Source organism: Bradyrhizobium sp. USDA 4354, from assembly GCF_054060315.1.
The window spans coordinates 5,587,346-5,607,024 of sequence record NZ_JBSSDC010000001.1 but is presented as its reverse complement, the minus strand read 5'-3'; the positions used below and the strand labels follow the sequence as shown (position 1 = coordinate 5,607,024).

The 19,679-nt window shown below is 64.3% G+C and carries 18 protein-coding genes; 9 read left to right on the top strand and 9 right to left on the bottom strand.

The window, feature by feature from the left end; all coding sequences use genetic code 11:
* Positions 1-8 precede the first annotated feature (8 nt).
* A complete protein-coding gene (locus tag ACVIIV_RS25960; RefSeq protein ID WP_456746679.1) occupies positions 9-1,181 on the bottom strand; it encodes an OpgC domain-containing protein in 1,173 nt (390 codons plus the stop codon).
* Between the two features lie 255 nt (positions 1,182-1,436).
* Here ACVIIV_RS25960 and ACVIIV_RS25955 point away from each other — a divergent pair, with 255 nt between their 5' ends.
* The 4 genes from ACVIIV_RS25955 (at position 1,437) to ACVIIV_RS25940 (ending at position 4,614) form a co-directional block, all read left to right on the top strand.
* Positions 1,437-1,742 (top strand): ETC complex I subunit, encoded by a 306-nt coding sequence (locus ACVIIV_RS25955; RefSeq protein ID WP_456746678.1) that lies wholly within the window; start codon positions 1,437-1,439, stop codon positions 1,740-1,742.
* A gap of 203 nt (positions 1,743-1,945) precedes the next feature.
* Positions 1,946-2,440 carry an Lrp/AsnC family transcriptional regulator gene (locus ACVIIV_RS25950; protein ID WP_456746677.1) on the top strand — a complete coding sequence of 165 codons (495 nt, stop codon included), beginning with the start codon at positions 1,946-1,948 and terminating at the stop codon, positions 2,438-2,440.
* Between the two features lie 221 nt (positions 2,441-2,661).
* A complete protein-coding gene (locus tag ACVIIV_RS25945; protein ID WP_456746676.1) occupies positions 2,662-2,961 on the top strand; it encodes a DUF3551 domain-containing protein in 300 nt (99 codons plus the stop codon).
* A 267-nt stretch (positions 2,962-3,228) separates the two neighbouring features.
* The gene (locus tag ACVIIV_RS25940) at positions 3,229-4,614 is read left to right on the top strand and encodes a TIR domain-containing protein (RefSeq protein WP_456746675.1); all 1,386 of its coding nucleotides are present in this window, start codon (positions 3,229-3,231) and stop codon (positions 4,612-4,614) included.
* 12 nt (positions 4,615-4,626) lie between these two features.
* On the opposite strand, the gene ACVIIV_RS25935 is transcribed toward ACVIIV_RS25940, so the two are convergent.
* A complete protein-coding gene (locus tag ACVIIV_RS25935) occupies positions 4,627-5,655 on the bottom strand; it encodes an AraC family transcriptional regulator (RefSeq protein ID WP_456746674.1) in 1,029 nt (342 codons plus the stop codon).
* Between the two features lie 111 nt (positions 5,656-5,766).
* Here ACVIIV_RS25935 and ACVIIV_RS25930 point away from each other — a divergent pair, with 111 nt between their 5' ends.
* The 4 genes from ACVIIV_RS25930 (at position 5,767) to ACVIIV_RS25915 (ending at position 11,549) form a co-directional block, all read left to right on the top strand.
* The gene (locus ACVIIV_RS25930; RefSeq protein WP_456746673.1) at positions 5,767-6,939 is read left to right on the top strand and encodes an isovaleryl-CoA dehydrogenase; all 1,173 of its coding nucleotides are present in this window, start codon (positions 5,767-5,769) and stop codon (positions 6,937-6,939) included.
* 84 nt (positions 6,940-7,023) lie between these two features.
* A complete protein-coding gene (locus ACVIIV_RS25925; protein ID WP_456746672.1) occupies positions 7,024-8,628 on the top strand; it encodes a carboxyl transferase domain-containing protein in 1,605 nt (534 codons plus the stop codon).
* Positions 8,629-8,632: 4 nt separating this feature from the next.
* Positions 8,633-10,636: an acetyl/propionyl/methylcrotonyl-CoA carboxylase subunit alpha gene (locus ACVIIV_RS25920; protein ID WP_456746671.1), complete on the top strand. Its 2,004-nt coding sequence runs from the start codon at positions 8,633-8,635 to the stop codon at positions 10,634-10,636.
* A gap of 1 nt (position 10,637) precedes the next feature.
* The gene (locus tag ACVIIV_RS25915; protein WP_456746670.1) at positions 10,638-11,549 is read left to right on the top strand and encodes a hydroxymethylglutaryl-CoA lyase; all 912 of its coding nucleotides are present in this window, start codon (positions 10,638-10,640) and stop codon (positions 11,547-11,549) included.
* A gap of 211 nt (positions 11,550-11,760) precedes the next feature.
* On the opposite strand, the gene ACVIIV_RS25910 is transcribed toward ACVIIV_RS25915, so the two are convergent.
* The 4 genes from ACVIIV_RS25910 to ACVIIV_RS25895 form a co-directional block, all read right to left on the bottom strand.
* Positions 11,761-12,687 carry a dihydrodipicolinate synthase family protein gene (locus ACVIIV_RS25910; protein ID WP_456746669.1) on the bottom strand — a complete coding sequence of 309 codons (927 nt, stop codon included), beginning with the start codon at positions 12,685-12,687 and terminating at the stop codon, positions 11,761-11,763.
* Positions 12,688-12,762: 75 nt separating this feature from the next.
* On the bottom strand, positions 12,763-13,746 hold the full coding sequence (locus ACVIIV_RS25905) for a TRAP transporter substrate-binding protein (RefSeq protein WP_456746668.1): 984 nt from the start codon (positions 13,744-13,746) through the stop codon (positions 12,763-12,765).
* A 24-nt stretch (positions 13,747-13,770) separates the two neighbouring features.
* Positions 13,771-15,036 carry a TRAP transporter large permease gene (locus ACVIIV_RS25900; RefSeq protein WP_456746667.1) on the bottom strand — a complete coding sequence of 422 codons (1,266 nt, stop codon included), beginning with the start codon at positions 15,034-15,036 and terminating at the stop codon, positions 13,771-13,773.
* Positions 15,036-15,644, bottom strand: coding sequence for a TRAP transporter small permease (locus tag ACVIIV_RS25895; RefSeq protein WP_456748826.1), 609 nt, complete (start codon positions 15,642-15,644; stop codon positions 15,036-15,038). Before ACVIIV_RS25895 ends, ACVIIV_RS25900 begins: the two co-directional genes overlap by 1 nt.
* A 250-nt stretch (positions 15,645-15,894) precedes the next feature.
* Between ACVIIV_RS25895 and ACVIIV_RS25890 the strand changes: the two genes are divergently transcribed.
* Positions 15,895-16,578, top strand: coding sequence for a GntR family transcriptional regulator (locus ACVIIV_RS25890; RefSeq protein ID WP_456746666.1), 684 nt, complete (start codon positions 15,895-15,897; stop codon positions 16,576-16,578).
* 105 nt (positions 16,579-16,683) lie between these two features.
* Here ACVIIV_RS25890 and ACVIIV_RS25885 read toward each other — a convergent pair whose 3' ends face one another.
* Genes ACVIIV_RS25885 through ACVIIV_RS25875 form a run of 3 tightly spaced genes read right to left on the bottom strand, consistent with a single transcriptional unit; the run spans position 16,684 to position 19,612 of the window.
* Positions 16,684-18,042, bottom strand: a complete 1,359-nt coding sequence (locus ACVIIV_RS25885) for a TRAP transporter large permease (protein ID WP_456746665.1) — start codon at positions 18,040-18,042, stop codon at positions 16,684-16,686.
* The gene (locus tag ACVIIV_RS25880; RefSeq protein ID WP_456746664.1) at positions 18,039-18,593 is read right to left on the bottom strand and encodes a TRAP transporter small permease; all 555 of its coding nucleotides are present in this window, start codon (positions 18,591-18,593) and stop codon (positions 18,039-18,041) included. Before ACVIIV_RS25880 ends, ACVIIV_RS25885 begins: the two co-directional genes overlap by 4 nt.
* Positions 18,590-19,612 carry a TRAP transporter substrate-binding protein gene (locus ACVIIV_RS25875; protein WP_456746663.1) on the bottom strand — a complete coding sequence of 341 codons (1,023 nt, stop codon included), beginning with the start codon at positions 19,610-19,612 and terminating at the stop codon, positions 18,590-18,592. Before ACVIIV_RS25875 ends, ACVIIV_RS25880 begins: the two co-directional genes overlap by 4 nt.
* Positions 19,613-19,679 lie beyond the last annotated feature (67 nt).

Below are 19,679 nucleotides of genomic sequence, written 5' to 3'. Positions count from 1 at the left end.
CGCCTCTCTCAGGCCGCCTTCGCCTCTGCAGCCGGCTTTGCCGGTGGCGGCTTCAGCGGCTTGTCCTGCTTCTTCGACCATGAGATGTAATAGGCCACCGTCGTCATGATCGCGATGCCGGCGACGCTGACGAAAATCTGCGCGAGCAGCGAGCCCGAGCTCATCGACAGCTCGAAATGGCCGACAAAGGACAGGAACACGCCGACGCAGAACACGGCGAGCGACTGCTGGCCGCACACGATCAAGGGATCGAACACCCTCCACTCCAGCCCCGGCCACTCCTTCGGCACGAAACGGATCACCATGATCACGATCACCACGAAATGGAGGAAACGGTACGGCGCAAGGTTGGTCTTGTCATTGGGGTTGAAGGCCGAGAACAGCCATTCCGGGAACATGCCGCCGAAGGCGGGGAAGCGGCCGGCCATGGTCATGACCAGCGCAAACAAGAGATAGCCGAGGCAGACCCAGAGGGTGACCGGCGAATTGATCAGCGCTATCGAGCGCCGAGCCCCGCCCATCGCGCACCAGGCGCCGAACACGAACAGCACCTGCCAGCAATAGGGATTGAAGTACCACTGGCCGGCCGGATAGGCGTTCAGATTCCAGCCGAAGTGGCGCGCCGCCAGCCACAGCACGATCGACAGCGCCATCGTCAGGTCGGGCTTGCGCAGCATGAACCACAGCACCGGCGGAAACAGGCCCATCAGCACGATGTACAGCGGCAGCACGTCGAGATTGAGCGGCTTGAAGCGCAGGAACAGGCCCTGGCGCAGCGTCTCGGTGGCGTTGTCGACGAGGCCGGCGACGTTGAACTCGTTGATCATCTCGGAATCGCCGAAGCGCAGCGCCAGATAGCTGATCGAGGCGATGTAGATCACGAACAGGATGATGTGCGCGACATACAGCTGCCAGACCCGCTTGGTCAGCCGCGTGGCGCCGACGATGAAGCCGCGCTCCAGCATCATCCGCGCATAGACGAAGGAGGCGGTATAGCCGGAGATGAAGACGAACAGATCGGCCGCGTCGGAAAAGCCGTAGTTGCGGGTGGTGATCCAGTTCACGACGTTGTCCGGGATATGGTCGAGAAAGATCGCCCAGTTCGCGACACCGCGAAACAGGTCGAGCCTGAGGTCACGGCCCTTTTCAGGGAGCGTGGCGTTGATGTTCAGGAAGGCCATGCGACGGGAGCTCTCGAAGAGGACGGATACGCTGGCGCCCGCGAGGGAGTGCCGCCGGGCGGGATGCCGGCGCAGGACGCGGGTACGCAATTGTCACGGTGCAGCATAATGACTATACCGTTGGTGAGGGTGCCGGGGAGCCGGAATCACCGATCAGTTCCCAATCGGTGTCTCTATACTATCCCCGAGATTTCCACCAACTGCCACCGTGACGCATCGAAATCGAACGAAAAGACGAAGAGGCCCGGACCAGCCATGACCGCCCGCATTTTCAAGCCTGCCAAGAACGCGATGCAATCCGGCCGGTCCAAGACGAAGGAATGGCAGCTTGACTACGAGCCGGAGCAGCCGCGCTCGGTCGAGCCGCTGATGGGCTGGACCTCGTCGAGCGACATGAAGCAGCAGATCACGCTGCGCTTCCATTCCAAGGAAGAGGCGGTCGCCTATTGCGAGCGCAAGGGCATCGCCTACCAGGTGATCGAGCCGCAGGAATCGATCCGCCGGCCGCTTGCCTATGCCGACAATTTCTCGTTCCGCCGCGGCGAGCCCTGGACGCATTAAGGGGCCATTCTTACCCGAAGTGCCGTCATGCCCGGGCTTGTCCGGGCATCCACGTTTTTGGCGGTAGATGAAGAACGTGGATGGCCGGGACGAGCCCGGCCATGACGAAGGGAGCGGCTGGTCGCCCGAGCCCAAGAACCCTTGGCAGCCATTTTCCACCGTGCTTCGCTGCCTCGCATGACACGACCATGGGGAGGCGGGGTATGGCGGGGCGTGACCAGCTCGACGGCGTCGATCTGAAGATACTATCCGAGCTGCAGCAGGACGGGCGGGTGCGCAACAACGAGCTGGCGCTGCGTGTCGGGGTGTCCGCGCCAAACTGCCTGCGGCGGCTGAAGTCGCTGTTCAGCCGCGGCGTGATCCGGGCGGTGCGCGCCGTCATCGACGAGCGGCTGCTCGGCTATGAGGTGGTGTCGTTCGTCTCGATCCAGCTCGGCAGCCAGGCCCAGCCCGTGCTGGAGGGGTTCGAGAGCTCGATCGCCGCGATCCCGCGCATCCAGCAGTGCTGGCGGATCTCGGGCGACACCGACTATCTGCTCAAATGCGTGGCGCCGAGTGTCGAGAGCATGCGCCAGCAGCTCCTGCATTTCGCCGCGATGACTGATGTGAAGAACGTCCGCAGCTTTCCAGTGCTGGGCGTCGCAAAGGATGTGCCGCTGCCCTTGCAGGAGGTCGCCGCGGCGGCGCCGGCAGGATAGGAGCCGAATACTCGGGTTGCGGACAAACCGGCATTTCACGCAATCCGAACTATAATACATGAGTCAATCACCTAACTGTGACATGTGATTTGCGAAGTCCTGCAATGCGCTGAGGCGTGATTGTCGGTTTTCCGGGCCCGCCTAGATGCCAGGTGTGACCCTCAGCGTGCCTGGGCATGCCGAGGATTCTTTTGTGGGACACTGAAGCAGGACAAGACACCATGACATCGATTTCGAAGACGTTCGTCGCATCCGCTGCGACGCTGTTTGCATCTGCGTTTCTCATGATGACCGCGCCGGCTGCCAAGGCCGACGACTTCTGCATCACCAACGGCGCGCAGGCCGCTCACGGCTGCGGCTATCCGACGATGGAAGCCTGCCGCCAGGCCGCCGGCGGCATTGGCGGCACCTGCTCGCAGGCCGGTGGCGCGAAGACCAATACCGACGCATTCGCCTTCCAGCCGAAGCAGACCCAGTCGCGCGGCAAGCTTCGCTCGGGCGGCCAGACCAACTCCAACTGAGGCCTGAATTCGAGAGCGGTTTTGAGGTTTTGCGGCCTCCGAGGTTTATCTCGGGGGCCGTAAATTCATGAGAGGCGCGCGACATCGCGTGCCGCATGTCTCATCGCAAGCCTCAGCCCCTGGCGACGCCGAAGGGGAAGACGTCGACCCCAAAATTAGACGCGGCCGTGTGAACTGCCTCACAGAGTGGCGATCCGCGCAGGTCCATGCTTTCCAGAGGTCGCCCGAATTGTAAACGGGCCGGATTGAAACCTGGGGAAGCGCGTCATGGCTCCCAACCCGATTTTCATCAGCCACCGGTCTGAATACGGCCGGATAGCCCGTGCGATGAAGAAGGTCATTGAAACCGCTTCGCATGGACAAATCGATGTCTTCATTTCGGAGGACATCCCGCGCGGCAATGAATGGCGGCCCTCTATCGAGCAACATCTTCGCACAGCGCAAAGCCTGTTTCTGCTTTACGGCGCGCCCTATGAGGACTGGTCCTGGTGCTTTTATGAAGCCGGATATTTTGCCGCCGCAAAACCGGCAGCCACCGATCGCCGGATCTTCTGCTTGATCCGCCCGAATGTGAACCCGCCGGGTCCGCTCAGCCACCTGCAGATGCTGACGAGCAAGGATCAACTCATCAAGGAGTTGATCGGCATTTTCGAGAGGAACGCCATCGACGTCGATGCCAGCGAGTTGCGGGGGCTGGTCGGCAAGCTGGATAGCGGTCTGTTCAGCGAGATTCGCGAATTCGACGGCTATCCGCGCGTGCATTTCGTGGCGTCCGACGCCGAGCTCGCCCATGGGGAGATTCCGCCTGCGGCCCAGTTCACGGGCGACGACAATGTGCTCGGCGATCTCTTCACCATCCAGGCGCAGTCCGTACCCTGGTGCAGGGTCCAGAAGCTGGCAAATACGGAAACTGGAAGGCAGAACTTCGTCTACAAATGGCTCGAGGAAACCGCGCAGATAGTGCTTGCGGCGCGCGAGAACGAGTTCGTTGCGCCGCAGGCCGTGCTGATCGGGCGCGGCGGCGGGCGCTACCGGACCTTGCTGCACCGAGCTCGTATCCAGGGTGATGGCGATTACCGCTGCGAATTCCTGGCGATCGAGGAGGTCGGCGGGCCGCTGACCGGATTGTCGAGCAAGCAGCTCTCGCTATTGACCGCCATCCGCATGGGCTATCGGTTCAGATCCGAGATCATCCAGAAATTCCCTGCCGATTTTGACGCGCAATCGTCGGACGAGCGCGAGCGCCGGATCCAACAGATCCCGCGCGTGATCGAGGATCTGACGGTTGAATCGCGCACACGCGGCAATATCAGTACGGAGGACTTTCTGGCGGCATTCGACGAGGTCGAAACCGAGAAGATGTCGCGTCTGCTGGACTACTGGCCGATCCTGGCCCGCGAGATGTACAAATCGCTGGGGCTGTCGAGCGATGGAAAAACCGTCATTCGGCCGGGCCTTGTCGGTTCGGACGTCGAACGTTACCGCACTGTCCTCAAGGCCATGCGGCTGCTCAACATCGAGTTCTTGTCGCGGAGCTGCGCGCGCGTCGCACAGATGATGAAGCGATCCGAGCAGGAATTGACCGACAACGCCAAGGCGCTCGAAGACGCCGTCAAGGCGCTGACCGGTCCGGATATCAAGACGGCGGCGTGACGGCTGCGCGGCTCACCGATACCGGCCGCGAAAATCGCGCGGGCTTGTGCCGGTCCAGCTGCGGAAGGCGCGCGAAAAGCTCTTCTCGTTGCGGAAGCCGGCGATCTCCGCGATGCGCTTGATCGGGGTACGGCCGCGCATCAGCTCCTGCTTTGCCAGTTCGAATTTTGCTTCTTCCTTGAGATCGCGCAGCGAGGTGGACTCCTCGCGCAGGCGGCGATGCATGGTGCGGGTGGACAGCGCGAGCTCGCTCGCGACGTCCTCGGCGCCGAGCAGGAGCCCACGCGCATTGCGCAGCACACGGCGGACGCGCTCGACCAATAGGCGGTCGCGCCGATAGGGCAGCACGGTCAGCCGGAGCGCGCCCTTGAGCATGTTGTCGAGGTCGGCGGCGCTCCGGGTCAGCGGCAGCGAAAGATAGTGCTGGTCGAAGACGATGCGGGCATGGGCCGCGTCGAAGCGGACGTTTCTGCAAAAGATGGTCGGATAGACCGAGACGTGACCGGGCTCGGGGTAAGGGAATTCGGCCGCGCGGAGCGCGATCTGGGAGTCGACAGCCCAACACGAGAAGCCGAGCACGTAGCGGAACAGAGTGACCAGGCAGAACTCGCGGAACGGCCCGAGGTCGCGCAGCTCACGGATCGACACGATTGCGGTCTCTTCGCCGACCTCGAGATCGAGCAGCACGTCTTCGGTGACCAGGCGGTGATGCCGGCACCACCGCTTCAGCGCGACCTCCAGTGTCGGTGCCGTGATCGAGGCGCGGCACAGCATGCCATAGGTGCCCCATGGCAGCCGGCGCGAGAACCAGCCGAGCGCCTCATCGTCGAGCTCGCGCATGGCATGGCCCGCCAGCGCCTCGAACTGGGCCGCGGTGACCCGCCCGTCCGGAGAATTGACAAGGTCCGCCGCAACCTGGCCCCGGCTCAAAGCCTCCGCGGGATCGCGGCCGTATCGCTCATACGCGGCGACCACGCCGCGGACGAAGGCGGCGGGGGTCAAGGCGCGGCGCGGGATTGCAGTGGCGGCTTGAAAAGGCATCGTAAGTCCCTCGGAAAATCCTCGCCAAGTTTGGCAGAAAATGCAACCTTTTCGACCGCAACAGGGCCGGGACGGGGCTAGGTTCGGACCCCAAAACATGGAGGAATCGCCTTGAACATCCCGAGCATCGATTTCGATCTGGGCGAAGACATCAGCCTGCTGCGCGACACGCTGCGCGCTTTCGTGGAGGCTGAGATCACCCCGCGCGCCGCCGAGATCGAGAAAGCCAATGTGTTCCCCGCAGACCTCTGGAAGCGCTTTGGCGACCTTGGCCTGCTTGGTATGACCGCGCCGGAGCAATACGGCGGCTCCAGCATGGGCTATCTCGCCCATATCGTCGCCATGGAGGAGATTTCGCGTGGCTCGGCTGCCGTGGGGCTGTCCTACGGCGCCCACTCCAATCTCTGCGTCAACCAGATCCGCCGCAACGGCAACGACGCGCAGCGGCAGCGATATCTGCCGAAGCTGATTTCCGGCGAGCATGTCGGCGCGCTCGCGATGTCCGAGCCCGGCGCCGGATCCGACGTGGTCTCGATGAAGCTGCGCGCCGACAAGCGCGGCGACCGGTACGTGCTCAACGGCTCGAAGATGTGGATCACCAATGGCGGCGACGCCGACGTCCTGGTCGTCTACGCCAAGACCGATCCGGAGGCCGGCCCGCGCGGCATGACCGCGTTCCTGATCGAGAAGGGTTTCAAGGGCTTCACCCATGGCCAGCATCTCGACAAGCTCGGCATGCGCGGCTCCAACACCTATCCTTTGTTCTTCGACGAATGCGAAGTGCCGGAGGAGAACGTGCTCGGCAAGGTGGGCGAGGGCGTCAAGGTGCTGATGTCCGGCCTCGACTATGAGCGCGCGGTGCTCTCGGGCGGCCCGCTCGGGATCATGGCAGCCTGCATGGACGCTGTCGTGCCCTACATGCACGAGCGCAAGCAGTTTGGCCAGCCGATCGGCGATTTCCAGCTGATGCAGGGCAAGCTCGCCGACATGTATTCGACTTGGCAGGCCACGCGGGCCTATGTCTATGCGGTGGGGCGCGCCTGCGACCGCGCCGACCATGCGCGCAGCTTACGCAAGGACGCCGCCGCCGCGATCCTCTATTCCGCGGAGAAGGCGACGTGGATGGCGGGCGAAGCAATCCAGGCGCTTGGCGGCGTCGGCTACACCAGCGAATTCCCGGTCGGACGCCTCTGGCGCGACGCCAAGCTTTACGAGATCGGCGCCGGTACATCCGAGGTCCGTCGCATGCTGATCGGCCGCGAGCTGATGGCGGAGACCGCTTAAGACCACGCCCCAGTTGGAATTGCCGTGAGACTGGTTCAACCTGTCCGCGGCCTCTCACCACATCACCAGCCTCGCGGGACTTGCATGCCGCTCCATTCCAGCATCGATCCGTCATCCCAGGATTTCGCGCGCAACGACGAGGCCATGCGCGGCCTCGTCGCGGACTTGCGCGAAAAGCTCAGCCAGGTCGCCGGCGGCGGAGGCGAGGCCTCGCGCAACCGCCACACCGCGCGCGGCAAGATGCTGGCACGCCAGCGCGTTGACCTGCTGGTCGATCCCGGAACGTCGTTCCTGGAGCTGTCGCCGCTCGCGGCCTACGGCCTCTATGGCGGCGACGTGCACTCGGCGAGCGTCATTACGGGGATCGGGCGCATTTCAGGGCGCGAATGCGTGATCGTCGCGAACGATGCCACCATCAAGGGCGGCACCTATTATCCGATGACGGTGAAGAAGCATTTGCGCGCGCAGGACATCGCGCGGCAGAACAATCTGCCTTGCGTCTACATGGTCGATTCCGGCGGCGCCTTCCTGCCGCTGCAGGACGAGATCTTCCCGGACGAGCGCCATTTCGGCCGCATCTTCTACAACCAGGCGCAGATGTCGTCGCAGGGCATTCCGCAGATCGCGATCGTGATGGGCTCCTGCACCGCCGGCGGCGCCTATGTGCCTGCGATGTCCGACGAGAGCATCATCGTGCGCAACCAGGGCACCATCTTCCTTGGCGGCCCGCCGCTGGTGAAGGCCGCGACCGGCGAGGTGGTCAGCGCGGAGGAGCTCGGCGGCGCCGACGTGCATTCGCGGCAATCGGGCGTGACCGATCATTATGCCCAGAACGATGCGCATGCGATCGGCATTGCCCGGCGCATCGTCGGCACGCTCAAGCCTTCGACGCGGCCGAACCTCAATATGCATCCGCCGCGCGAGCCGCTGTTTGCGGCGGAGGAGATTTACGGCGTGGTGCCCGTGGACGGCAGAAAGCCGTTCGACGTGCACGACATCATCGCGCGTGTGGTGGACGGCTCGGAATTCGACGAGTTCAAGAAGCTCTACGGCACGACGCTGGTGTGCGGCTTCGCCCATATCTGGGGCTATCCCGTCGGCATCATCGCCAACAACGGCATCCTCTTCAGCGAGAGCTCGCTGAAGGGCGCGCATTTCATCGAGCTGTGCTGCCAGCGCGGCATTCCCTTGGTGTTCCTGCAGAACATCACCGGCTTCATGGTCGGCAAGAAGTACGAGGCCGGCGGCATCGCGCGCGACGGCGCCAAGCTGGTGACGGCGGTCGCGACCGCCTCGGTGCCGAAATTCACGGTCGTGATCGGCGGCTCCTACGGCGCCGGCAATTACGGTATGTGCGGCCGCGCCTACGCGCCGCGCTTCCTCTGGATGTGGCCGAACGCGCGTATCTCGGTGATGGGCGGCGAACAGGCCTCGATGGTGCTGAGCCAGGTTCGCCGCGACAATATCGAGGCCAAGGGCGATAGCTGGTCACGGGAAGAGGAAGATAAATTCCGCGAGCCCATCCGCGCGCAATATGAGAGCCAGGGGCATCCGTACTACGCGACCGCGCGCCTGTGGGACGACGGCGTAATCGATCCGGCCGACACCCGTCTCGTGCTCGGGCTCGGCCTCTCGGCGGCGTCGAATGCGCCGATCGAGCCGACCAAATTCGGCCTGTTCAGGATGTGATGCGATGGACCGCTCGAAGCTCTACCGCCGTTTTCGCACGCTCCTGATCGCCAATCGCGGCGAGATCGCCTGCCGCGTCATCCGCACCGCCCGTGCCATGGGCCTGCGTACCGTCGCCGTCTATTCCGAGGCCGATCGCGACGCGATGCATGTCGCGCTCGCGGATGAGGCCGTGCTGCTCGGGCCGGCACGGGCGCGCGACAGTTACCTTAATGTCGAGCGGCTGATCGAGGCCGCTCGGAAGACGGGGGCTGAGGCCGTGCATCCCGGCTACGGCTTCCTGTCGGAAAATGCCGAGTTTGCGCGAGCCTGCTTCGACGCCGGGTTGGTGTTCGTCGGCCCGACCGCCGGGATGATGACGGCGATGGGTTCGAAGTCCGGCTCAAAAGAGCTGATGGAGAGGGCCGGCGTGCCGCTGGTGCCCGGCTATCACGGCGATGCGCAGGACGATGCGACGCTGGCGAAGGCGGCCGAAAAGGTTGGTTTCCCCGTCCTGGTGAAGGCCTCGGCCGGCGGCGGCGGACGGGGCATGCGGATCGTGCGCTCGGCCGCCGAGCTTGGTCCTGCGATCGTCAGCGCCCAGCGCGAGGCCAAGGCCGCGTTCAGCGACGACCGCATGCTGATCGAAAAATATGTCGACAATCCCAGGCATATCGAGGTGCAGGTGATCGGCGACAGCCACGGCAATCTCTTGTCGCTGTTCGAGCGCGAATGCACGCTGCAGCGCCGGCACCAGAAGGTGATCGAGGAGGCGCCGTCGCCGACGCTCAATGCCGCGCAGCGCGAAACCGTCTGCGCCGCGGCACGGAAGGCGGCGGGCGCGGTCAACTATGTCGGGGCCGGCACCATCGAGTTCGTCTCCGACGGCAAGGACGTGTTCTTCATCGAGATGAACACGCGTCTCCAGGTCGAGCATCCCGTGACCGAGCTGATCACCGGGATTGATCTCGTCGAGTGGCAGCTGCGCGTCGCCTTCGGCGAGGCGCTGCCCTTGAAGCAGGACGAGATCCGCCTCAACGGTCACGCGATCGAAGCGCGCGTGTACGCAGAGAACCCGACCAAGAACTTCATGCCGTCGGTCGGAAGGATCTCGACCTGGCGACTGCCGGCGGAGACCGGAGGCTTGCGCATCGACGCCGGCTATCGCGAAGGCGATGCGGTCTCGCCCTACTACGATGCGATGCTGGCAAAGACGATTGCGTGGGCCCCGACGCGCGACGCGGCGATTGACCGCCTCAACCGCGGGCTGGAAGAGTCCGATGTCCGCGGCATCGTCACCAACATCCCGTTCCTCTCGGCGCTGATCACGCATCCCAAGGTGCGGACCAATGCGATCGACACCGGTTTTATCGAGCGCGAGCTGGCCGTCCTGACCTCGGCGGCAGCACCGCCAGGAGAGCTCGAGCTCTGTGCTGCCGTAGCCGCGATCATCAACGAGGAGCGGCAGGCCGCGCAGGTCCAGGCGAATTCGCCGTGGCAGACCTTCGGCTGGCAGCCGGTCGGCCGCCGCCAGCGCAGCTTTGCCTTCCGCGTCGGGCATGGGCCGGAGCAGAAGATCACGCTGAACTACGGCAGCGGGCCGTCCACGCTGATGATCGGCGAGCGCGAGCTGGCCTTCACGATCGCGGCGAAGGACGGCGGCTTCGATCTGACGCTCGACGGCGTCAAATCGTCAGTCGCGGCGGTGATCGACGGCCATGAGCTGTATCTGCGCACCCGCAACGGCCGCTTCGACCTGCACTGGGTCGATCCGTTCGGCGGCGAGAGCGAGGAGCATGTCGGCGAGGACAAGATCGCAGCGCCGCTGCCCGGCACGGTGGTTGCCGTGCTGGCCGAGGAGGGGGCGACGCTGGAGAAGGGCGCGCCGATCCTCACCCTCGAAGTGATGAAGATGGAGCAGACGCTGCGTGCGCCCTATGCCGGCGTGCTGAAGTCCATCAAATGCAAGGTCGGCGACATCGTGCAGGAGGGCGTCGAGCTCGCCGTGGTCGAGGCTTCCGGAGAGTGACATGAGCGATCAGGTCCGCATCATCGAGATGGGGCCGCGCGACGGCCTCCAGAACGAGAAAACGCCCGTCAGCGTCGAGGCTCGCATTGCCTTTATCGAGGCGCTGGTCGGGGCCGGGTTGCATACGGTCGAGGTCGGCGCCTTCGTCTCGCCGAAGGCGATCCCGCAAATGGCGAGCTCGGATGCCGTGCTGCGCGGCGTTGCGCATGTGAAGGGCGCCGAATTCCACGTGCTGGTGCCGAACGAGAAGGGCTATGAAGCGGCCCGCGCCGCGGGCGCCAAAGTGGTCTCCGTGTTCGCGGCAGCCTCCGAAGGATTTTCGCGGGCCAACATCAATTGCACGATTGCGGAGTCCATCGAGCGGTTCAAGCCTGTGCTGGCGCGCGCCAAGGCCGACGGCGTGAAGGTGCGCGGCTATATCTCCTGCGTGCTGGGCTGTCCGTTCGACGGCGAGATCAAGCCGAAGGCTGTCGCCGATCTCGCCAATACGCTGTTCGAGCTCGGCTGCTACGAAATCTCGCTCGGCGACACCATCGGCGTCGGCACGCCTGTCAAGGCGAAGGAGATGCTGCGTGCGGTTGCCGCCAGCATCCCGCCTGCCAAGCTCGCGATGCATTTCCACGACACCTACGGCCAGGCGCTGGCCAACCTCTACGCGGGGATGGAGGAGGGCGTCCGCGTCATCGACGCCGCCGCCGGCGGCCTCGGCGGCTGCCCCTATGCGCCGGGCGCGACCGGCAATGTCGCGACTGAGGATGTCGTCTACATGCTGGAAGGCATGGGCATCGGGACGGGTGTCGATATGGACCGGCTGTTGGAAGCGACGAACGAGATGAGCGGCGTGCTGGGCAAGCCGCCGGTCAGTCGCGTGGCCTCCGCGCTGAACGCTAAGAGGAAGCGCGCGGCGTCGTAATCCGTCATTGCGAGCGCAGCGAAGCAATCCAGAATCCCTCCGCGGAGAAACCCTATTGCTTCGTCGCAAGAACTCCTCGCAATGACGACGGAGAGAGCTTTCACCGGTGCCGTAGGGTGGGCAAAGGCGCGTAGCGCCGTGCCCACCATCTCTCGCGATCACGGACAGAAGGTGGGCACGCTTCGCTTTGCCCACCCTACGAGACCTGCTTTCAGGCGGCCTTCAGCCCGACATCCGGCAGGCGCGGCCGGTTCTTGAGCGCCTTGGCCATCATGGACTCGACCTCGGCCTTCTCCTGCGGCAGCAGCGCCAGGCGGGGCGGGCGGGTCAGCGCAGTGCCGCGGCCCATGATGTGCTCGCACAGCTTGATGCACTGGACGAGGTCCGGGCGGGCGTCGAGATGCAACAGCGGCATGAACCATTCGTAGACCGGCATGGCCTCGGTATAGCGCCCAGCCTTGGCAAGGCGGAACAGCGTCTCGCCTTCGCGCGGGAAGGCGTTCGACATGCCGGAGACCCAGCCCACGGCGCCCATTGCGACGCTCTCGACGATGACATCGTCGAGGCCGGCGAACAGCACGAAGCGGTCGCCGACCATGTTCCTGGTGTCGATGAAACGCCGCGTGTCGCCGGAGGAATCCTTGAAGCAGACCACGGTCTCGACGTCGGCGAGCGAGACCAGGATGTCCGGCGTGACGTCGTTCTTGTAGATCGGCGGGTTGTTGTAGAGCATCACCGGCAGGTCGGTGGCACTGGCAACGGCGCGGAAATGCGCGGCGGTCTCGTGCGGCTTGGAGGAATAGACCAGCGCCGGCATCACCATCACGCCGTCGATGCCGACGCGTGCGGCTTCCTTCGCCGTCTCGACCGCAAAGGCCGTGGTGAACTCGGCGATGCCGCACAGCACCGGCACGCGGCCGGCGGCGACAGACTTGGCCGCCTCCATGATCGCGATCTTCTCCTTGCGCTCGAGCGAGGTGTTCTCGCCGACCGAGCCGCAGACGATCAGGCCGGAGACGCCGTCGCGGATCAAGCCGTCCATGACCTTGGCGGTCGCATCGATATTAAGCGACAGGTCGTCGTTGAATTGTGTGGTGACGGCCGGGAAGACGCCTTCCCAGGAGATGCGTGGGCTCATTGTTTGGCTCCGATTGGAATTGTGCCGGCGGATCGTTCGATCCGCCGGGCATTGACGTGAAGTTGGTGGATGATCTCAGAGCGCCGCGCCGACCTTGCGCAGCTCGGCGAGGACGGGGGCTTTCGGCAGCCAGATCTTGTCGAACTCGGCAATGACGGCCTCAGTGTCCTTGGCGTCGACCTGGCGGATCGGGATTGGCGCCTTCTTGAAGTTCTCGATCAACGTGGGCTCGTTGCCGGCGAGCTCGTCGATCTGCGAGTCCAGCGTCGACTTGATCGTCTTGGTGATCAGCTCGCGGTCGGCGGCCGGAAGCGATTGCCAGACCCGGCCGGAGACGACCGCCGCCATCGGCATGAAGACAGCGTTCATCTGGAGGATCACCTTCGACACCTTGTCGAAGCGCTGATTCCAGGAGAATTCGAGATCGGCCTCAAGGCCATCGACCTGGCCGTTGGCCATGGCATCGAACACCTGCGGCGTCGGGATCGGCGTCGGCGCGGCGCCCAGCGAGGAATAGAAATCGCGGTAGACCGGCGTTGGGTTGATGCGCAGCTTCATGCCCTTGATGTCGGCGAGCGAATTCAGGTCCTTGGAGGAGAACACCGCGCGCATGCCGGTGATGCCCCAGCCGAGCCCGATGGTGCCGGTCTCCTGCGGCAGCACGTCGAACAGCTTCACCGCCGCGGGATGGCGCACGAATTTCGCGACCGCCGGCGTCGAGCGGACGATGTAGGGCGCATTGATCGCGGCGATGTGCGGCACGCGCGAGCCGAGCTCGGCGGCCTGGATGAAGCCCATGTCGAGCGCGCCGGACTGCAATTGCTGCATCATCGCGGTCTCGTTGCCGAGCTGGCCGGAGTGGAACACGGTCAATGTCAGGCGGCCGTTGGTCGCGGCCTTGAGGTCCTCGCCGAACCTGAGCGCGGCCTTGTTCCAGGAGTGGCCGTTCGGCGTGATCAGGCCGAGGCGGAATTCCTTGGCCTGGGCGAGCGCCAGCGATGGCGCGAACACCGAAGCGGCGGCACTGGCGGCGAGAAAGCGGCGGCGTGATAGCGGCATGGTCGGACTTCCTTTTGAACGAGCCTATTTGACGAGGATCAGCGAGAGCGACGGGTAGAGCGAGAGCAGCACCAACAGGATGCAGGAGATGACGAAGAAGGGCAGCGTCACCATGAACATCTTGCCGGGCTTGGCGCCGGTGACGGCGGCCGCGACGAAGAAGCAGAGCCCGACAGGCGGCGAAAGCAGCCCGAGCACGAGGTTGATCACCACCACGACGCCGAACTGCCGGGGGTCGATGTGATAGATCTCGGTCGCGACCGGCAGCAGGATCGGCACCGTCATGATCAGGCCGGGAATGCCATCGATGACAGTGCCGATCACCAGCAGGATGACGTTGCAGATCAGCATGAAGCTGACCGGATCCTTGGCGACCGTCTGAATCCAGGCGGCGGTCTCCTGCGGCACCTTGCCGAAGATCAGCACCCAGGAGAACACGGCGGCGGCTGCGACCAGGAACAGCACGATCGCCGAATAGATGGCGCTGCGCAGCATCATCTGCGGCAGCTGCGAGAACTCGAATTCCCTGGTCCAATATTTTCCGATCAATGCCGCAGCGACCGCGCCGACCGCCGCCGATTCCGTCGCGTTGGCGAGGCCGCCGAGGATGGTGCCGACGATGACGATGGGGATCAGCAGCGTCGGAGACGTCCGCAGGATCGTCATGACGCGCTGGCGCGGCGTCTGGTAGTCCGCGCGGGGATAGTTGTAGATGTATCCCATCAGCGCGATGACGAGACAGAACATCACCGTGAGGATGACGCCCGGCACGATGCCGGCGATCAGCATGTCGCTGACCGAGACCTGCGCCAGCACGCTGTAGACCACGAACATCACCGAGGGCGGGATGATCGGGCCGAGCATGCCGCCATAGGCGGTCAGCCCCGCGGCGAAGGTCTTGTCGTAGCCCTTCTTCTCCATCTCCGGCACCATGATCTGGGCCATGATCGCGACTTGCGCCGTCGCAGATCCCAGGATGGAGGAGATGAACATGTTGGCGAGGACGTTGACGTAGGCGAGCCCGCCCTTGAGCGAGCCGACGAAGGCCATCGCCATGTCGACGATGCGCCGCGTGATGCCGCCGCCATTCATGATCTCGCCGATCAGGATGAAGAGCGGGATGGCAATCAGGCCGTAGCTGTCGACGCCGCCGAACAGCTGCAGCGGATAGGACTGGAACAGCACGGGATTGCCGGATGCGGCGATATAGACGAGGCCGGCGAGGCACAGGCAGAGGCCGATCGGCACGCCGACCAGCATGAACGCCATGAAAGCCGCTGACGTGATCATCAGTTGACCCCGTCCAGTTCGGAGAGCTGAAAACCTTTCGGCGCGGTACGCGGGACCAGCTCGAGATCTTCCAGCAGATTGGCGAGGCCGTGAATGGTCATGGACACCGCGAAGATCGGCAGCGTCAGATAGAGCACCCAGGTCGGCCAGTTCAGCGTCTGGGTGTGCTCGGTATAGAGGAAATTGAAGGTCTCGGCCGCGAGCTTGCGTCCGTCGAAGCCCACGCGAGCCAATCCGACCGGATCCATCCAGAGCACGCAGGTGACGATGAGGGCGATGCCGAACACGACGACGAGGCCGGTCGAGATCACCTTGGCGATCTTCTGGTGCCGCAACGACAACCGCTCCGTCAGCATGGTCACCGCGAAATCGAGCCGCAGCCGCGTCATGGCGGAAGCGCCGATGAAGGTCAGCCAGACCACGCAATAAACAGCGGATTCATCGATCCAGTAGATCGGGAAATGCGAGTAGCGGGTGACGACGTTCACCAGGATCAGTCCGGTGAGCAGGTACATCAGGCCCATCAGCGCAAGACGCTCGAAGGCGAGCAGGGCGCTCGACATCCGGACGATCGTATGTCGGAGGCTGAGCGCGCGCGTGGCCGGCATGGTCTGCTCGATCATGAAAGAGGCCCAACCCCCGAAAGATTTGTCGTGCGATTGCCAAATGTATAATTTATACATTTTGGGAGTCAAACGGAGTTTGCGATCATTTCGGCGGCAGGGCGCGCTTATGCTGGGCACTTAGCTTGTGCATCGGGCTTGGCCTTTGAGAGTGTTTGGCGTTTGCCGGAGACCTCAACATGCAAGACAGGGACCGCGTCGGCCGAACGAGTCGGGAAGGACAACAGACGATCAGATGAGACAGCCTCTGAAGCATCGCACCCTGTCGGCTGCGATCGTCGACCAGCTCCGCCAGGCGATCCTCGACGGCACCTATCCGGCCGGATCGCAGCTGCGCCAGGACGCGCTTGGCGATGCCTATGGCGTCAGCCGCATTCCTGTCCGCGAGGCGCTATTCCAGCTCGAGGCGGAAGGCCTGGTGCGGATCGTTCCGCAGAAGGGCGCCATCGTTTCCGAGCTGTCACTGGACGAGATCAACGACGTGTTCGACCTGCGCCGCATCCTGGAGCCGCGATTGCTGGCGCAATCAGCGCCGCGTTTCTCCGTGGAGGATTTCGAGGGGCTAGACGACATCCACCGGAGCTTCGAGAAGGCGATCAAGGCGCGCAATGTCAGTGAGTGGGGCCAGCTCAACGCCGACTTCCACATGGCGCTCTATGTGCATGCGCCGCAACCGCGCACGCGCGCGATCGTGCTGTCGCTGCTTCAGACCAGCGACCGCTACACCCGCCTCCAGCTCTCCAACACCAAGGCGATGGGCACTGCCGAGAAGGAGCACGCCCAGTTGATCGCGCTCTGCCGCGCGGGGAAGGTCGAGGAAGCCTGCCGCTTCCTGGAGCGGCACATCGAAGCCGTGCGCAAGGATCTGTTGCAGGTCGTGGCGACCGCGCCGAAGTCGCGGCGGGAGGAGAATTCGTAGGGTGGGCAAAGGCGCACTCGCGCCGTGCCCACCACACACTTCAAAGTCCGCGATAGATGGTGGGCACGCTTCGCTTTGCCCACCCTACGGCAGTTGTGATTGCCGTCACCTGCTCCCGTCCGGCCCCATAACGAGGTCCGGCAGCCAGGTCGAGATCCCCGGCACGAAGCACAGCAGCAGCACCGCGAGCATCATCAAGAGCACGAATGGCAGTGTGCCCCAGATCACCTCGCGCAGGGGAATGTCCGGCGCGACGTTGCGGATGACGAAGATGTTGAGGCCGACGGGGGGGTGGATCAGGCCCATCTCCATCACGATGGTCATGACGACGCCGAACCAGATGATGTCGAAGTTTGCTGCGCGTAAGGGCGGCAGGATGATCGGTGCCGTCATCAGGATGATCGAGACCGGCGGCAGGAAAAAGCCCAGCACGACGACCATGACGAGAATCGCGAACAGCAGCTCCCAGCGCGGCAGGTGCATCGCAACGATGGATTCGGCGACCGATTGCGAGATGTGCAGATAGCTCATCACGTAGGAATAGAGCAGCGACATGCCGATGATCATCATCAGCATGGTGGATTCCCGGATCGTCGACTTCATGATGGGGGCGAGATCGCTCGGCCGCCACACGCTGTAGATCGCCGCGATCAGCGCCAGCGCCAGGAGGCCGCCGAGGCCGGCGGTCTCCGACGGCGTGGCGTAGCCGCCATAGAGGGCGATCATGACGCCGGTCAGCAGCAGCACGAACGGGATCACCCGCGGCAGCACGCTGAAGCGTTCGGCCAGCGTGTACTCGTCGCGGGTCAGGATCGCAGCCTCGGGGCCGCCGTTCTTGTACGCCGCTTCAGCCGCCCTGTACTCCTGTCGAAAACGGATCACGGCATAGGCGCCGAACAGGGTGACCAGCAGCAGGCCGGGACCGATGCCGGCGAGGAATAGCCGTCCGAGCGACTTTTCGGCGGCGACCGCGAACAGGATCATGGTGATGGACGGCGGCAGCAGGATGCCGAGCGTGCCGCCGGCGGCGATGATCCCTGCGGCAAAACCGCCGGAATAACCGCGCTTGCGCATCTCGGGGATGCCGGCCGAGCCGATCGCCGAGCAGGTCGCTGGGCTCGAGCCTGCCATTGCCGCGAACAGTGCGCAGGCGAAGACGTTGGCGACGCCGAGGCCGCCGGGGACGCGATGCAGCCAGGCGTGCAGGGCCGAATAGAGATCCTGGCCGGCGCGCGACTTGCCGATCGCCGCGCCCTTCAGGATGAAGAGCGGGATCGACAGGAGCGTGATCGAGGCCATTTCCTCGTAGACGTTCTGCGTCACCGTATCGAGCGAGGCCGAGGGCATGTAGATGCCCATGAACACGACGGCGACCGCGCCGAGGGCAAAAGCTATGGGCATGCCTGAGAACATCACGAGCAGCGTCGCTACCCCGTAGGCGAGGCCGATACCGAAAACGCTCATGGCCGCCTGGCTCCGGCGAATGGCAGCGCAAGCTGCACGAGGATCTGGATGCAGAGCAGGCTCATGCCGAGCGCCATCAGCGAATAGGGAATGGCGAGCGGCGGCGACCACATCGAATTCGAGACCTGGCCGTCGACATAGGCCTCATGGGCCAGTGTCCAGGACTTCCAGGTGAAGAAGGCGCAGAACAGGAACGTCGCGGCGTCGACCAGCCAGAGACGGACCTTGTTGGCGAGCGGCGAGAGCAGGCCGACGAAGGCCTCGATGCCGATATGGCCGCGGCTCTGCTGCACGTAGGCCGCCGTCATGAAGGTGGCGCCGACCAGCAGGAACACGGCGGCTTCGTCCTGCCAGTAATTGGCGGCCTTGAACAAGGCACGGCTGAGCACGCTGTAGCTCAGGATGGTGCAGGCCGCGACCAGCGCGATCGCGGCGAACACGATGATGATGCTGTTGAGGACGGCGAGACCGCGATCGATCGCAGCCGCAGGGCCGGTCCCTGCGGTAGCGCTCGGCGGGTCGTCACGATCCGGAAGCGGACCGTGACTCATGCCGCGACGTCGGTTGCGAGCTTGAGCAGGTTTGCCGCGGTCGCAGTCTTGGCGGTGTAATCCTTCCAGGCAGTGTCGCGGGCGATATCCCGCCACTTGCCGACCGTCGCGGCGTCGAGCACGGAGACCTTGGCGCCGGCCTTCTCGTAGACCTTGCCGACCTCGATATCGTCGTCCTGCGCGCCCTTGCGGCCGAAGGCTTCGAGCTCGGTGCCGACCGCGAGCAAAATGTCCTGATGGTTCTTCGGCAGCTTGTCGAAGATCGCCTTCGACATCATCAAGGGCTCCAGCATGAACCAGTAGGAGGTGCCCGCGCCTGATGTCAGCGACTTCGCGACCTCTTCGAGACGGAACGAGATCAGGCTGGTGGAGGAGGTGATGCCGGCATCGCACGCGCCGGTCTGCATCGCCGCGTAGATCTCGTTCGACGGCACCGACAGCACCGAGGCGCCGGCGGTCTGGAGCACCATGTCCATCTCGCGCGAGCCGCCGCGCACCTTCATGCCCTTGGCATCCTCGGGCGCCACGATCGGCTTGGAGCGGCTCGCGACGCCGCCGGCCTGCCAGACCCAGGTGAGCAGGATGATGCCCTTGTCGGCGAGGAAATCGGTCAGTGCCTTGCCGATGGGCTCCTTCTTCCAGCGCAGGCCCTGGTCGTAGGTGGTGACGAGGCCCGGCATCAGGCCGATATTGGTCTCGGGCAGCTCGCCGCCGGCGTAGGGCATCGGATAGAGCGAGATGTCGAGCGCACCCTTGCGCATCGCGGAGAACTGCGCGTTGGTCTTGATCAGCGAGGAGTTCGGATAGATCTCGGCGGCAATGTCGCCGTTGCTGCGCTTGGCAACTTCCGCGGCGAACATGCGGCAGAGCCGGTCGCGAAAATCGCCCTTGTCGATGGTGCCGCCCGGGAATTGATGTGAGATCTTCAGTGTGGTCGCGGCCTGCGCGGTGCCGGTGCCGAAGCGCAGGATGGCGGGTGCCGCGACGGCGGTCGCGATCAGATGGCGGCGCGTAATCATGGTGTGATCCCCTTGGACGATTCTTGTTTGCTGTGATTTGGGCTTGGGTCTTCGAGACCGGCGCGTA